The organism is Pseudothermotoga hypogea DSM 11164 = NBRC 106472 (genome assembly GCF_000816145.1).
In the GTDB taxonomy this organism is placed as follows: Bacteria; Thermotogota; Thermotogae; order Thermotogales; family DSM-5069; genus Pseudothermotoga_A; species Pseudothermotoga_A hypogea.
Genome location: NZ_CP007141.1, coordinates 947,435 through 961,815, shown reverse-complemented (window position 1 = coordinate 961,815; position 14,381 = coordinate 947,435). Strand labels below are relative to the sequence as shown.

Genomic DNA, 14,381 nt, shown 5'->3' with positions numbered 1-14,381 from the left:
CTTGAGTGAGGTGTGCAGTGTGAGAGGTGTTGAGAGAAAGAAAGCCCTTTGGGGTTTCATCTTCACCGTTCCAGCGATCGTCTTCTTTGCAATTTTCAATCTTTATCCCATTTTCTATGCGGTGTGGATGAGTTTTCACAGGAAAGATCTTTTGTCTTTGAAACCACCGCGCTTCGTGGGACTGGCCAACTACGTTTATCTCTTCACGTCTGAATCTTTCTGGAACTCTCTCAAGGCGACTTTCATATTCGCTGCAGGCACGTTCGTGCCCATGGTCGTACTCAGTTTAGTGTTTGCTGCGCTGATCGTTAGTCGAAAAAGATTGCAGAGATTTTTGCAGATGGTCTACTATTCGCCAGCAGTGCTTTCATCGGTCGTGGCGGCATCGATATGGCTCTTGATGTTCGACCCCAGAGGATTAGCCAACCAATTTCTCAACTTCTTGTTGAACACGAAAGGTGTGGATTACCGCTGGTTGGCGAACGAGAACATGCTCAGGTTGGCAACGATCATCGTTTACTTTTGGAAATACGTGGGCTATTTCACGATCATCTTCGTCGCTGGAATGGCGAGCGTGCCGAGATCTGTCCACGAGGCTGCGACGATCGATGGAGCGACCAAGTGGCAAGATTTTTGGTACATCACGCTTCCTCTGATAAAACCCACCACGCTCTTGGTCTGTGTCATGACGACGATACAGTGCCTCAGAACCTTCAGCACGCAGTATCTTTTCGTTCAAGGTGGCGCGCCTTTGAAACCCATAGACGTGATCGCCCTAAGCATCTACAACACGGCGATAAGGGATCATCGGATAGACAGGGCCAGTGCGATGAGCGTTTTGCTGTTGTTGATAATCATGTCTCTCAGCTATCTACAGATGAAGATCTCTAAAAGCGAAGAGGTCTCGTACTGAGGTGAGGATGGTGAAAGGATTCCTTACTTCGAGCGCAGCGTGGTTCTTTCTCATAATCTTTGCCATCTTCATTCTCACACCCATCGTCTTCATGTTTACCGCATCGATCATGTCCTCGAAGAACATCACAAGGATTCCTTATCCTTGGTTCAGCGGAGAGTTTCGCTGGCAGAACTACTGGCAGGCCATAAAGGGAAACGATGGTAAGTTTCTTTATCCAAGGTGTATCTGGAACTCGTTCGTTGTCGCATCCCTGACGACGATAGGTACCGTTTTTCTGTGCTCACTCACGGGTTTTGGACTTGCGAAGTACAAGTTCAAAGGTAGAACCATCGTTCTGTTGCTCATACTCGCCACGATGATGATACCCTTCGAAGCGATCATGATACCGCTGTACTTGATCGTTACGAACCTGAAGATGCAGGACACTTACGCAGGCTTGATCGTACCACTCATCATGAACGCGTTCGGTGTGTTCATGATGAGACAGTTTCTCATCACTTTCCCAGACGAGCTCATCGATGCGGCGAGGATAGATGGTGCGAGTGAATTCGGGATCTATTTGAGGATAATCCTTCCAAACAGCACACCAGCCTTGGCCACGCTCGCTGTGTTGACCTTCAGATCTCAGTGGGACAACCTCATATGGCCCCTCTTGATCGTTCAAAGTCCTGAGAAACGCACCATTCCACTCTACATCATTCAGTTCGCAACAGAAAAGTACACCAACGAGGGAGCGATGATGGCTGCGGCCGCGATCGCCAGCGTACCTATGTTCGTTCTGTTCTTCACGCTCACCAACTATTTCCTCACGGGTGCCGAGCTGTTCGCAGCGAAGAAGGACTGAACTGTCGAAAAAATACGTATGCGTTGTTCAACAAAAAAACTGGATGAAGAAGAAACTCACAGAAGCCGAGTCAGAATGAATCGAAGCTTGAAGGCGGCCGAAAGGCCGCCTCTTTTTTCATTTGGCTGGATATGAGAGTCTCGAGAAAAACTTCTTCCAATCTTTCCAATGCTTCATTGCCAAGATGGTGAAGTTGCCAAGATAGAACACAAGAAGGTGCGTCTCTTGGTTCAACGCCTTGTACAACACGTAGATCGACAGAACGATCAATCCCAAGAGCACTCTGAAGGAATCTTCTTCGGCTGTTGTTTTTCTCTTCAACAGACTGAAGAGACTGAACACCCCACCGAGTATGACGGGTGCTTCCCATTTCGTCAGTACCGACCACGCTCCAAAAGTAGTCGCCACGGCTTTGCCACCTTTGAATTTCAGCATGGGTGAGAACGCATGACCAGCAACACCCGCCAACGCCGCCAGAGAGACAACGTACTTGTTCGCCAGTGAATCGCTCGCGATGAACAAAAACAGTGGGAAGGTTCCTTTGAAATAGTCGAGTCCGAGAGCAAGCACTCCCCATTTGAACCCCTTCGCGCGCCACAGGTTCGATGAACCTGGATTTCCGTCTCTGATCTTTTTCAGATCCACGTTGTTGATCTTCGCCAAGATGTACGAGTACATGATGGAACCTGACAGAAACTGAAGCGCTATCACGAAGATCTCAAACACGAATCTTCCTTCCTTTCCATTCGACGCTCTTCAGAAAGATCACTTTGTAGAGCGAGACGAAGAAAACCAACAGGAAAAACAGATAGTGTAAGAAATAAAGGAGTGCGTCCAGAATTGTGTAATCGCCAGTTTTTTTCGATACCTTGTAGATTTGTATAGCAAAGAGAAAATAGTACAGACTGTACGGAAAAGAAAAGAGGTTACCCATTCCTGAGTACAGTCCAACCATCCAGATGAAAACCAAGAAGAACATCGGACCAAGCGATGAGGCACCGAGCGCCATGTTCTTCGAAAAACCTTGGAACAGTTGCGCCAAACCCTGTGGGTACATGCGAAACTTTATCAGCGAACCACCGAGGTAATTCTCGACGCGATAACCTCTCTGCAGGAACAACCTTCCAAGCTTTATGTCCTCCAGTACGCCGTCCTTGAACGCCGCGTGTCCTTGTGTTTTTTCGTAATCCCTCCTGCTCACGACGATGACGGGTCCGTACGCGCCCATCGGTTTGGTCTTGAAAACAGAGAAACTACCCATCGATCCGATCACGATCATGTTGAACGGCAGGGAGAGATGTTCGTAAAGTTTTTCAAATCTTTGATAGGGCCAAACCGAGACCAGGCCGTCGTGTTCCAGTTGGATCGCCACAAGACTCTCGATGGCTTCTGGTTGCGGTTCGACGTCCGCATCCATGAAGATCAAAATCTCGCCCGAGCTGTTGAGATAACCGTTCCAACAAGCCCAGCTCTTGCCTGCCCATCCTTCAGGTGGTTCGCTGGAAAAATCGACGAGCTTGACATCTTCGAAGCTTTGGACGATTTGCTTCGTGCGGTCCGTCGAATTGTCGTTGACAACGATGATCTCAAGGTTCTCATAGGTTTGCTTTTTCAAGGCTCTCAGAATTTTTCCAATGTTCAATTCTTCGTTTCTCGCAGGCACGATCAAGGAAACCGATGGCCGTCGACTGGGGATTTTCTTCTGCAGAAATCTCATTCTCGAAAACAATATCCAGCCGATCAGCCAAGATGAGATCAAAAGAACGTGCCTCAATAAGTGCTGGATCATATTTAAAACTCTCCCAAAATGAAAAGTTCTTACCAAAACTATCTTACCATGCGACTCCTAACAAAAAAATAGACAACAAGCGATACGCTTCTGGTGGGTTTTCGGAGTCGACCTTAGCGTTGCAGAGATACGTTTCGCACAGGCGTGAGTAACGTCAGCCCTTCACACCACTTCCAACGAGCGATTTCACGAAAAGATCCTGCAACGCGAAGAATAGAATCAAAGTTGGAAGGAGTGCAACCACCGTTGCGGCCATGATGATGCCCCAGTTGTTCGAAGACTCGGCGTTCATGATCATGTTTATCGCCACCTGAACCGTTTTCATTCTGTCTTCCATCGCTACAATCATTGGCCAGAGGTACATGTTCCAGGCATAGGTGAAGTTTATTATCGCAGCACCTGCGATGATAGGTCTGGATAGTGGCAGCAAAACTTTCGTGAAGTACTGCATAGGTGTTGCTCCGTCTATCCTTGCGGCGTCTTCGAATTCTTTTGGGATCGTTTTGAAGTGTTGCTGCATCAAGAAGGTGTTGGTTGCACTGGCCAGGAAAGGTATCGTCATAGCCCAGTAGGTGTTGGTCCAGCCGAGCCTGGATATGATTCTGAACAACGGCACGATCAGCACAATTTCAGCGGGGATGAAAAGGGTGGCAAAGAGCACGTAGAACGTGATCTTCGAACCCTTGAAAGAAAAGTTCGCATAGGCATAACCTGAGAGACTCCCCGTGAACAGTTTACCCAGAGTTATAAAGATCGATATTAAAGCGCTGTTGAGTATCATCCTTGCGAACGGAACTATCTTGAAGGCGTCGATGTAGTTTTGCACGAAGAAACCTCTGGGTAAAAACTTCGGTGGGTAGGAGAAGACGAACTCAGGGGGCTGAATGCTCATGATGATCGCCAAAAGGATTGGTGCGAATATCAGCAAACTCGATATTATCAAGAGTATTTCGAAGACAATCGTCTTAATGATCCTTTTCTTGGATCTCTTCATGCGATCACCTCATTGGTAATGCACGCGTCTTTGACCGTAAGTGAAGTAAAGGATCGTGACGATCATCATCATGACGAAGAGAATCACATTTTCTGCGGAAGCCAAACCGATTTTCTGAAACCTGAATCCGTCCAGATAGAGTTTGTAAACCAGGTTCGTCGTGTAGATGCCAGGACCACCTCTCGTCATCACGTCGATGATCGCAAAAGACTGGAAGGTAGCCGATATAATGCTCATGATGACCAGATAAAAGGTTATTGGTGAAACCAGAGGAAAGATGATTTTCCAAACTCTCTTCCATGAATTGGCTCCGTCGATGATGCTTGCTTCCATGACTTCACTGGGCACGCTCTGCAAGGCTGCCAGGTAAAATATGACGTTGAAGGGCAGAGTTTTCCAGATTGAAGCAAATATGAGAGAGTACGCAGCAAACGGTCTTGTCGTGAGCCAGTGAGTCTGTATGCCGAAAAGGATTCTCATCAGATAGTTCACGTGCCCAACCACCGGGTTAAGGAGGAAACCCCAGAGTGCTCCGGCAACCGCGTAAGATACCGCATAGGGTGCAAAGATCAGGGTCCTGTATATCTTTGATCCAGGGACTTTCTGATCGAGCAGGAGAGCGAGGAAGAAGGACAAAAAGATCGAGATCACAACGGTGGTTCCGGTGTAAACGAGAGTGAAATTGACCGCATACAAATAATCCTTGTCTGTGAAAAGAGAAAGGAAGTTCTGCAGCCCCACAAAGATCCTTCTTCTCCCGAACACTGAGACTCTGAAAAAGCTGTTGTACAGAGCGTCAAAAGCTGGCATGTAGATAAAAAGAATTATTACCAAGTAAGTTGGTATTAAGAGCAAGTACGGGAAAATCTTTCTGCGCACAGAACTACCCCCAAAGAGGGCGGTCCGTACGGACCGCCCCAAGATCAGAAGTACTCCTTGATGGCCTTGTTTGCGTTCTTTTCCGCCTCGTCGAGTGCCTGTTTCGGTGTGAGTTCACCCGTGAGCATCTTTTCCACTGCCATGTCTATGGCGTTTCTAACCTCTGGGAATGCACCGATGATGGCGCCTTGAGTGTTGTAGTTCTGAACGCTTGTGAGCAACTGAAGAATAGCGGTCAGGTGGTGTGGATTTTCTTGATAGTAACCCTGAACGAGCAACGTCTGTATCGCATCGACGCGTATCGGATAATACCCAGTGGCCTTGTGCCAAACGATCTGCGGGCCTGGTTCGGCGAGGTACTTGACAAGTTTCCATGCGGCATCGACTTCCGCTTGGTTCTTCTGTTTCAAAATCCACAGACTTCCTCCACCTACCACGACCCCGCCGCGCTGTGTGCCATCTGGGAGTGGTAGGAAGGCTGTGCCGAGTTCAAATCCTTGCTTCTTTGATTCGTTCATCAAAAGTGCCACGTCCGAAGTGGACGAGATCAACATACCGACGGTTTGAGATATGAAAAGTTGTCTTGCCGCGGTCCAATCAGCGCGTCTTGTGTTGATCATCAAGCCTTCCTTCGTGAGTGTGTTCCAAAGGTTCAGGAAGTTGAGCGCTGCTTGGTTGTTGAAGACCACCTTGGTGGCTTTCTTGGTCCTTCCGTTGTCGTTGTCCACAAGCGGTTGATTCTGAAGCGCCATGTATTGCTCGAAGAACCAAGCGTAGAGTGGCCAGGTGATCCCCGTTCTGACGATGTTGCCCTTTTCATCCTTCTTAACCAACTTTCGACAAGCTTCTATCAATTCGCTGAAGGTTGTTGGTGGGTTGTTCGGATCGAGCCCAACTTCCTTGAACATCGTTTTGTTGTAATAAAGCAAAGGCGTAGAGCTGTTCCAAGGCATCGAGTAGAGTTTCCCACCGACGCGGTAATAGTTCAAAACCTGTGGCAGGAACAATCCGACATCGAAGGTAGGATCTTTGTCGATCAAATCTTGCACTGGGACGATCACACCACTGTCGATCATCTTCTGCGTGCTGATCTCGTTGAGTTGAACGACGTGTGGGGGAGTGCCGGCCTGAACCGCTGAGATCAACTTGGCGAGTATCTCTTCGTAGCTACCAACGTACTGGACTTCCACCTCGATGTCCGGATTCAGCTTCATGAAGTCGTTGACCATGTTCTGAATGACTTCGATCCTCCAGCCACCCATTGCGTGCCAGAACTGGATCTTGACCTTGGCGAAGCTCAGAACTGTCAGAACCGCAAGAACGATCACCAAGAACCTTCTCACCACAAACACCTCCTTTGAGGTTGATTCAAAAAGAGATAAGCATTGAGAGATTAGTGATGTTTAAAAAATCGTACAATCTCGTTGAAATAGGTTCCACAAAAGCAAAACCAACCCTTTCGGGTTGGTTTCTCCACGTCTCCGCAACCCTGTTTTAACTAAAGCTTATCACATACGAAGCTCGACTATGCGAAGATCAATGTTTTCGTAACTATCTCTTCATATTTCTGTCGCATTAACGCAACAGGAGTGAACGCTTTCGATCGGAGGCTAAGTTCAGACACATAAGATCGAGCAGGACGCGATAATTGGATTCAAATTTGTTGAAGATTTTCCTCTGACGATGATTGAACAATGTGCTTGGATCATCCTCACAAACAGCGAAGAAAAAGATCTGTGCAAATTAGTTCACAGTAACGATGTTTTTACTGCATTCACAATTTAAAGGAAAAGCGATACAATATGAACGACGGTCACTCTCACGGAGGTGAGAACCATGAAGAAGCTGTTACTCGTTCTTTTGATCGTAATGGTCTTGACCTCGGCGTTCGGTCAGTTTGCACGCATCAACACGATACGGGTAATTGCGGATGGAACCATCGACGCGCAGGGAGGCATGAAGATCTCTTTCAGGTGGGTCTTCCCAACCAACGCACTCTACATGCAAGTGAAAAGCACTTTCCCGAACCCTTACGTACTGTTGAGGAACCTCACCACGTTCAGCAGCATATTCGAACTGACGAACACGAAGATCAGCTACGACGATGCGAAGAACTCCATTTTGGTTGATACCGATGTGATCGGAGCCGTGGTGAACAGGAAAGGCAGATGGGAGTTCAACCTCGGAAAAGGTGCAGAGTTGGTTCACGCAACGGATCAAATGGCCATCTTTGTCCTTGTGAACGCTGCCTCTTCGGAAGAGGTCATCTTCACGACCATGAAGCTAAACCTGCCGAGTGGTTGCTCTGAACTCAAGTACGATCCTGCCTCAGGTGTTTTCTCTTTCAACATGAAAAGGAAGAACGTCTCGGGCAGTGTGAGTGCCGATGTCAACGCGAAGGTAAAACCGAGAATCATGTCTGCCCTTTACAAAGTCTACGGTATGCCGGACGTCATGGACGGAGCCTACTGGGTGGCGAAGTTCATCTTGATGAACAAGGGCAAGGGTGACATAGTGGATTTGAGGATTTCTTACAAACTCGGTGACTACACCTCTTGGTCTCCGGAGTCCGTCTACGACGTGGTTCCACCCAATGGAGCAGTCGTCGATCTGTACTATCCCATAATATCTTCCAACGTCACACAGCTTCGTTCTCAAACTCCGGTTGACCTTCAGATCAAGTACAGTTACAAAGACCGTTCGGGAAAAACTTACTCGGACACGATCATCAAACGTATCCAGATGCTGGGTGTCAACCAGTTCGAATTTTCGAACGTCCCAGAGGAAGAGCGAACTGGTTCATGGATAGACAACTTTTCAAATTCCCCATTACTCGCGGCCTTCGTGACATACCTGGACGATGTGGTGAAGAGTTTCGTCGGTCTGGTGAGTCAATACTCCGGTGGAGCTGGAGCGGCTCTGAAGGACAAAGACGCCATAGCGTTCATGAAATCTTTGTACGATCTTGCCATACACAACGGTATATCCTACCAAACCCCTTCTGGGTTCTTGGTCGAGTACGCTTCACTCGGACAGGATGTCAAGTACCCAAGGGATGTGTTGAGGGACAAGGCGGGTACGTGCCTCGATTTGGCGATCCTGTTTGCAGCGGTGGGACAAGCGGTCAGTTTGAAGAGTTACCTCGTCGTGATGCCCGGCCATGCCTTCACGGTCATAGAACTTCCCTCGGGTGATATACTGCCTATCGAGACCACAGGGTTGGGTGGACCCGTGGTCGGTAAGAGCGCCACGTTCGAGCAAGCCGTGGAGATGGCGATGGAACTGCTTGGAAAACTCGAGTTCGGTAAGTTTTTCATCGTCGACATCGGTGAAATGCAGAGAAAGGGAGTTTTACCTCCAGAACTTCCGCAACTTCCTTCAACGATCATAAAAGATTGGGGATACACGCTTCCCAGGGCGACGGGAGGAACTGCCGGCGGGTCAACACCGCAGACAACCACGCCTCAGACTGGTACCGGCACTCAACCTCGACCGAGCCAACCTTCCACGACCGTCGTGAACTTGACGGGTGTGTTCGAGGGAACTTACAGGAACAGCATCACCGGTCAACAGGGGACTTTGGAGTTCTACATAGAGCAGTCTGGTAGTACCGTAAAAGGAACTGCTTGGGCGGACCAAGACATGGGAGATTTCACTGGAACTGTTTCAGGCAACAACGTCAAGATAACTGCAAAGATGGAATCGTCCGCGTACGGCACCAGCTACGTGGTGGTCTTCAACGGCACGGTGCAAGGCAACGCGATACAGGGAACTTACACGGTTCAGGGAACGAATGTGTCTGGCACGTTTCAAGTCAAAAGAACACAGTAGTCAAGCAAAATAAATAAATTTTAGGGATGGCCGATTCGCCATCCCTTTTTAGCTGAGCGCAAGCGTTGGAAAAAACTTTGGGTCAGATCAACCCCTCTTGGGCCCTTTTCAAAAGCGTGGCCATCACTTTCTTGATATGCTCTTCCACCCTCTGTTCAGCCAAAGGGATGTTTCTTTCCACGATGGCATCGAAAATCGCTTTATGTTCAACGCATGATTGTTCCATCCTGCCTGGATACGAAAGTGAAAGGATTCTTACCCTGTGAAGTTTCGCGCTCAGAGACTCCATGATCTTCAGAAGTTCCTCGTTTCCAGAGCCTCGCACTATTTTTTTGTGGAACTGCGAATTGAACATCGTCAGAGCTTCCAAATCTGAAGTTTGAACGGCGTTGTCCATCTGTTTCACAATCATTGACAACTCTTCAATATCTTGTTCCGAAGCTCTCTCGATGAACAACCTGCAGGCGAGTTTTTCAAGATACATTCTCAGATAGAGTAAATCTTCTATTTCCTTGGGTTCCCATTTCTTCACGGTGAACCCTTTTCTTGGTTCAACCGAGACCAAGCCTTCGGCCGCGAGATGGTGCAACGCTTCTCTGACGGGTGTAACACTCACACCGAGTTCCTTCGCCAGCGCATCGATAACGATCCTCTGGCCAGGTACGTATCGACCCTTGGTTATGAACTCTTTGATCTTCGTGAGAACCTCTTCCTTCAACGATCTTCTTTCTATGGTTTCCATGACGCTCCCCCAATCCTAACGTCAATTATAGCGTGTGACGCCTCTTTTTGATAGCTCCTGAGACGATGGGATAGACGAGTGAAAGAACTGCCAAAATCAGCAAGGTGACCGATATAGCAGATTTGAAGAAAATCGAAAAATCACCGTGCGAGAGCATCAAAGACTGCCTGAAGGATTGTTCAAACTTTCTTCCCACGACGCTGGCGAGTATCATGGGTGCTGTCGGGATGTCGAACTTTCTCATCGCGTAGCCCAGAAGGCCAAACATTATGAGAAGATAGAAATCCACGACACTCAAATTGATCGCGTATACTCCTATGAAACACAACGCGGTTATCAATGGATAGAGGATCTTCGGTGGAACCGCCAAAATCCTCACCAGCAAACCTGCCAGAGGCAAATTTATCACCGCCGCTATAAGGTTACCAACGAAGAAACTCGCCACGACACCCCATCCTATCTCTGGATAGAATTCGAACAGAAGTGGTCCTGGCTGAAGACCGTAGATCATCAGTGCGCCGAGCATGATCGCCGCAGTGCCAGAACCAGGAATACCGAGCGTGAGAGTGGGAAGTATTGCGCCGATCGAGCAAGCGTTGTTTGCAGCCTCTGGAGCGGCCAGACCTTCGATGGCACCTTTGCCAAACCTTTCAGGTTCTTTAGATAGTCTTTTTTCAACGTTGTAAGCCATAAGGCCGGCTATGGTACCACCCGCGCCGGGTAGTATCCCTATCAGAAATCCTATGGGTGTTGATCTGAGTATCGGTACAACACTGCGTTTCCATTGTTCTTTGCTGATCCAAATCCGTCCAAACTTCTTCTTGATGGGTTGTAGTGCCTCTGAGCGTGCTATCTTCTCCAAATTTTTCAAAACCTCTCCCAAACCGTATATGCCTATGATCACCACGACGAATTCTATACCGCCTTGCAGCTCAAGATTTCCAAAAGTGAATCTGGAAACACCAGACTGAGGATCGAGCCCAACCATTGAGACGATCAAGCCCAGAGCCATGGAAAGAAGCCCTTTCAATACCTTGCCTTCCGACATCGAAGCCGTTGCTGTGAGTGCGAGAACCATCAGCGCGAAGTATTCGGGTGGTCCAAACATGAGTGCGATCCTTGCGAGTGGTAGAGCCAACAGTACGAAAGCTATGGATGATATCAACCCACCTATGAACGACGCTATCGCCGAGATGGCGAGTGCAGCCTCCGCCTCTCCTTTCAAGGTCATGGGATAGCCGTCGAAACACGAAACGACGGCTGAACCATCGCCTGGGATGTTCAGAAGGATTGAACTTCGAGAACCACCAAACATCGCTCCATAAAAGATGGCACACATGGTGATCAAGGCAGTCTCTGGCTTCATGACGAACGTCAAGGGTAAAAGCAAAGCTATACCTGTCGCCGGGCCAAGACCTGGAAGCATTCCGATCACTGTACCCAAGAAACTCCCAAGCGTCAACCAGAAGAAGTTTGCCGGCTCGAAAACGACCTTGAAGCCGTACATCAAATATTCAACTGCGGCCATTTTCGATCACTCCTAAGGAAGGTTTATCAGGAAAACCTTTTCGAACAGATACCAAACACCGATCGTGTAGAGCAGGGCGATACTGAGAGACATCAACCATTTCTTGAATCCGTTCAGCAACAACAAAAAAGATGTGAGAAACACGAAAGTGGATATCATGAAACCAACTCGATTGAACACCAAAGCATAGCCCACGCAAAATAAAACAGCGATCCACATTCGTACTGAGAGCTTGCTGGGCTTGCGAGCCGTTTCCTGGCGTGTTCTCAGACTCTGAACGAGCATCAACAAACCTATAACACTCACAAGCACTCCCAGACCCAACGGAAAATATACTGGTCCAAAGGGATTTCCCACCGGGGCTCTGGGTAAGTTCCAAGATGCCAAAGTGTAAACTAAGCCGAAGACAAGCACGATTATCGCAAGGTATCTGTCTTTTGCCTCCACGAAAGATCCCTCCAAAGCCCGCAGGAAACATCCTGCGGGCCAAGTTCATTCACCCTTGTACAGTCCAAGTTCTTTGAGCACCACTTTGTAATCTTCGTTGACCTTTTCCAGGTAATTCATGAACTCTTTGCCCGGCATGAACGCCTTGGTCCAGTTGTACTTTGCTACAACCCTTTCCCATTCAATTGTTTGAACCATCTTCGAGAGCGTGTTTATCCAGTATTCTACAGCGTATTCGGGCATCTCTGGCGGTCCGAACAGACCACGCCAGTTCACGAATTCGGCATCTATGCCTTCCTCTTTGAGTGTTGGAACAGTAGCAAGAGCGCCAGAGACACGTTGAGGAGAGGTGATGGCAAGAACCTTGATCGTACCAGTTTGAAGCGCAGTCGTCACCTCTGCAAGACCCGTTGAGAGCACATCGATGTGTCCCCCAAGCAGAGCAGCCAGATGTTCGCCTTCCTGGAAGGAAACATAGGTTATGTCTTTGAGGTTCGTCACACCTGCCGCTCGTGCCGCGATCAAAAACTGTATGTGGTCCATCGACCCGAACGCGGAGATGCCACCAACCCTGACGCTCTTTGGATCTTTCTTCAAAGCATCCATAACCTCAGTGATGCTGTTATACTTGGACTTCTTTGACACCGCGAAGGCACCGTAATCGTGTATCAACATCGCCAGAGGGGTAAGGTCCTTGAACGAGTACTGGGTTTGTCCAGTGAGGTTGATCAGAAGAAGTGGAGGCGAAAAGACTATGATCGTGTAAGGATCACCCTTCTTGGTCTGCATGTGTGCCAGGCCCACTCCACCGCCACCACCGGGCATGTTGGTGACGACGATCGGCTGGGTCACCAGTCCTGTTTCTTTCAAAACCTGTGCGACGACTCTTATCGTGGTGTCCCATCCACCTCCTGGACCACCAGGTGCGATGAAGTTCAGCGGCTTTGCCGGGTACGTTTCAGCGAAGATTGTGGTGACGAGTAACATCGAGATGATCAGCAGAACAATTTTCACCTTCATGAACTCACCTCCTTGCAGGTTTCTATACAATATGATATCATATATGAGGTCGTATATATTATATCTGTTCTCCGACGCATCGTCAAGTTACAAAATTCACCTTTAGTTAAGGAGGGAATCTCGATGTCTGAGTGGAAAGCTTTCCAGAAAGCGCGCAAGCTTAGAGAATATCTCAACGAAAAGGGGAAACTGACCCTGAGGGTGTGCGCGTACGACGCGCTTTCGGCGAGGTTGATACAGCTTGCGGGATTTGAAGTGGTGGGTACCACAGGTTATGGGATATCCGCTTCTCTGATTGGTCAACCGGACATAGGTCTTGTGGGATACGCGGAGATGTTGGAAAGAGTCAGAACGATCGTCAACGCAACGGATCTTCCAGTCGATGCGGACATAGACACTGGTTATGGAAACGCCTTGAACGTGTACTGGACGGTGAAGAATTTTGCGAGGATAGGTGTTGCTGGAGTGCGATTGGAAGATCAGGTTTGGCCGAAGAGATGTGGCCACATGGAAGGAAAAAGCATCGTCTCGCTGGAAGAGATGGTCAACAAGATAAGAGCGGCTGTGGATGCGAAGAACGAGGAAAACCCCGAACTCGTCATAGGAGCAAGGACGGATGCAAGATCCGTTGCAGGTTTTGAAGAGGTTCTTCGCCGAGCGAAAGCTTACGCACAAGCTGGTGCGGATTACATCTACGTAGAAGCGCCACAATCTATAGAAGAAATCAAGACGTTGGTTCACGAAGTTCCAAAGCCAATTTCTTTCAACATCATACCTGGTGGCAAGACTCCTCTGTTCGATTTCAACGAGCTCGTCAAAGTGGGAATCACGTATCTGTCAATACCTATGGTGTGTTTGTATCCTGCTACGAAAGCAATGATGGAAGCTTTGAAAGCGTTGAAAGAAGGAGACTTTCAAAAAGTCGTCGAGCTCGGCGTGAGTTGGTCCGAGTTCAACGAGATCGTGGGTTACAGCGAATGGAGAAAGATGGAGTCGAAATATTCGGGTTGAGAATGTCGAGAAACTCGCATTGAATGGTCGAGACGCTTTCAGAAGGAGAGTTGATCTGCCGGCTTGAGATATATCTGGACGCTGGATCGACGATCTTTTTGAAACACTTAAAATTGTGGAAACCCCGCTCAGATTAGGGTTCATCAAAACAAAAAGCCCCATTTCTGGGGCTTTGGTTTTATCATCGACTTTTCGTTCTGTTGTTGTGTGCATCAGTGAGCTGACGATCCATCTGGATCTTCAACGAAAATCTTTCTCATCGGGAGCGCCTTTATCCTTTTGAACATATCTGAAGAACAAATCAACGAGTTAGACCAACACCAATGTACACGGCTACCGTCTGGACGGTTCACTTTCCTCGAGAGCGCTCCCATCATGAT

13 protein-coding genes are annotated in these 14,381 nt (G+C 48.4%); 4 read left to right on the top strand and 9 right to left on the bottom strand.

Going from position 1 to position 14,381, the window contains the following annotated elements:
* Positions 1-19: 19 nt before the first annotated feature.
* Positions 20-913, top strand: a complete 894-nt coding sequence (locus AJ81_RS04845) for a carbohydrate ABC transporter permease (protein ID WP_197536850.1) — start codon at positions 20-22, stop codon at positions 911-913.
* 10 nt (positions 914-923) lie between these two features.
* Positions 924-1,760: a carbohydrate ABC transporter permease gene (locus AJ81_RS04840; protein WP_231845443.1), complete on the top strand. Its 837-nt coding sequence runs from the start codon at positions 924-926 to the stop codon at positions 1,758-1,760.
* 117 nt (positions 1,761-1,877) lie between these two features.
* On the opposite strand, the gene AJ81_RS04835 is transcribed toward AJ81_RS04840, so the two are convergent.
* From AJ81_RS04835 to AJ81_RS04815, 5 genes are all read right to left on the bottom strand, one after another.
* Positions 1,878-2,486, bottom strand: coding sequence for a glycerol-3-phosphate acyltransferase (locus tag AJ81_RS04835; RefSeq protein WP_031504921.1), 609 nt, complete (start codon positions 2,484-2,486; stop codon positions 1,878-1,880).
* Complete coding sequence (locus AJ81_RS04830; protein WP_051368694.1) at positions 2,479-3,549, bottom strand: glycosyltransferase family 2 protein; 1,071 nt, start codon at positions 3,547-3,549, stop codon at positions 2,479-2,481. The genes AJ81_RS04835 and AJ81_RS04830 overlap by 8 nt, the downstream gene beginning before the upstream one ends.
* A gap of 154 nt (positions 3,550-3,703) precedes the next feature.
* A complete protein-coding gene (locus AJ81_RS04825) occupies positions 3,704-4,543 on the bottom strand; it encodes a carbohydrate ABC transporter permease (RefSeq protein ID WP_031504919.1) in 840 nt (279 codons plus the stop codon).
* 9 nt (positions 4,544-4,552) lie between these two features.
* A complete protein-coding gene (locus AJ81_RS04820; RefSeq protein ID WP_031504917.1) occupies positions 4,553-5,422 on the bottom strand; it encodes a carbohydrate ABC transporter permease in 870 nt (289 codons plus the stop codon).
* 44 nt (positions 5,423-5,466) lie between these two features.
* On the bottom strand, positions 5,467-6,765 hold the full coding sequence (locus AJ81_RS04815) for an ABC transporter substrate-binding protein (protein WP_031504915.1): 1,299 nt from the start codon (positions 6,763-6,765) through the stop codon (positions 5,467-5,469).
* A gap of 493 nt (positions 6,766-7,258) precedes the next feature.
* Between AJ81_RS04815 and AJ81_RS04810 the strand changes: the two genes are divergently transcribed.
* Positions 7,259-9,253 (top strand): hypothetical protein, encoded by a 1,995-nt coding sequence (locus tag AJ81_RS04810; RefSeq protein WP_051368693.1) that lies wholly within the window; start codon positions 7,259-7,261, stop codon positions 9,251-9,253.
* Positions 9,254-9,335: 82 nt separating this feature from the next.
* On the opposite strand, the gene AJ81_RS04805 is transcribed toward AJ81_RS04810, so the two are convergent.
* The 4 genes from AJ81_RS04805 to AJ81_RS04790 are packed head-to-tail and all read right to left on the bottom strand — an operon-like array spanning position 9,336 to position 12,990.
* The gene (locus tag AJ81_RS04805; protein WP_031504913.1) at positions 9,336-9,995 is read right to left on the bottom strand and encodes a GntR family transcriptional regulator; all 660 of its coding nucleotides are present in this window, start codon (positions 9,993-9,995) and stop codon (positions 9,336-9,338) included.
* A 25-nt stretch (positions 9,996-10,020) separates the two neighbouring features.
* On the bottom strand, positions 10,021-11,523 hold the full coding sequence (locus tag AJ81_RS04800; RefSeq protein WP_031504911.1) for a tripartite tricarboxylate transporter permease: 1,503 nt from the start codon (positions 11,521-11,523) through the stop codon (positions 10,021-10,023).
* Between the two features lie 12 nt (positions 11,524-11,535).
* Positions 11,536-11,970 (bottom strand): tripartite tricarboxylate transporter TctB family protein, encoded by a 435-nt coding sequence (locus tag AJ81_RS04795; protein WP_031504910.1) that lies wholly within the window; start codon positions 11,968-11,970, stop codon positions 11,536-11,538.
* Positions 11,971-12,015: 45 nt separating this feature from the next.
* Positions 12,016-12,990, bottom strand: a complete 975-nt coding sequence (locus AJ81_RS04790; RefSeq protein ID WP_031504909.1) for a tripartite tricarboxylate transporter substrate binding protein — start codon at positions 12,988-12,990, stop codon at positions 12,016-12,018.
* 123 nt (positions 12,991-13,113) lie between these two features.
* Between AJ81_RS04790 and AJ81_RS04785 the strand changes: the two genes are divergently transcribed.
* Positions 13,114-14,001 carry an isocitrate lyase/PEP mutase family protein gene (locus AJ81_RS04785; RefSeq protein ID WP_031504908.1) on the top strand — a complete coding sequence of 296 codons (888 nt, stop codon included), beginning with the start codon at positions 13,114-13,116 and terminating at the stop codon, positions 13,999-14,001.
* Positions 14,002-14,381: the final 380 nt, after the last annotated feature.

Coding starts and splice junctions, on each gene's coding strand:
- AJ81_RS04805 (WP_031504913.1), bottom strand. CDS start 9,995: ATGGAAACCATAGAAAGAAGATCGTTGAAGGAAGAGGTTCTCACGAAG.
- AJ81_RS04810 (WP_051368693.1), top strand. CDS start 7,259: ATGAAGAAGCTGTTACTCGTTCTTTTGATCGTAATGGTCTTGACCTCG.
- AJ81_RS04790 (WP_031504909.1), bottom strand. CDS start 12,990: ATGAAGGTGAAAATTGTTCTGCTGATCATCTCGATGTTACTCGTCACC.
- AJ81_RS04785 (WP_031504908.1), top strand. CDS start 13,114: ATGTCTGAGTGGAAAGCTTTCCAGAAAGCGCGCAAGCTTAGAGAATAT.
- AJ81_RS04800 (WP_031504911.1), bottom strand. CDS start 11,523: ATGGCCGCAGTTGAATATTTGATGTACGGCTTCAAGGTCGTTTTCGAG.
- AJ81_RS04830 (WP_051368694.1), bottom strand. CDS start 3,549: ATGATCCAGCACTTATTGAGGCACGTTCTTTTGATCTCATCTTGGCTG.
- AJ81_RS04825 (WP_031504919.1), bottom strand. CDS start 4,543: ATGAAGAGATCCAAGAAAAGGATCATTAAGACGATTGTCTTCGAAATA.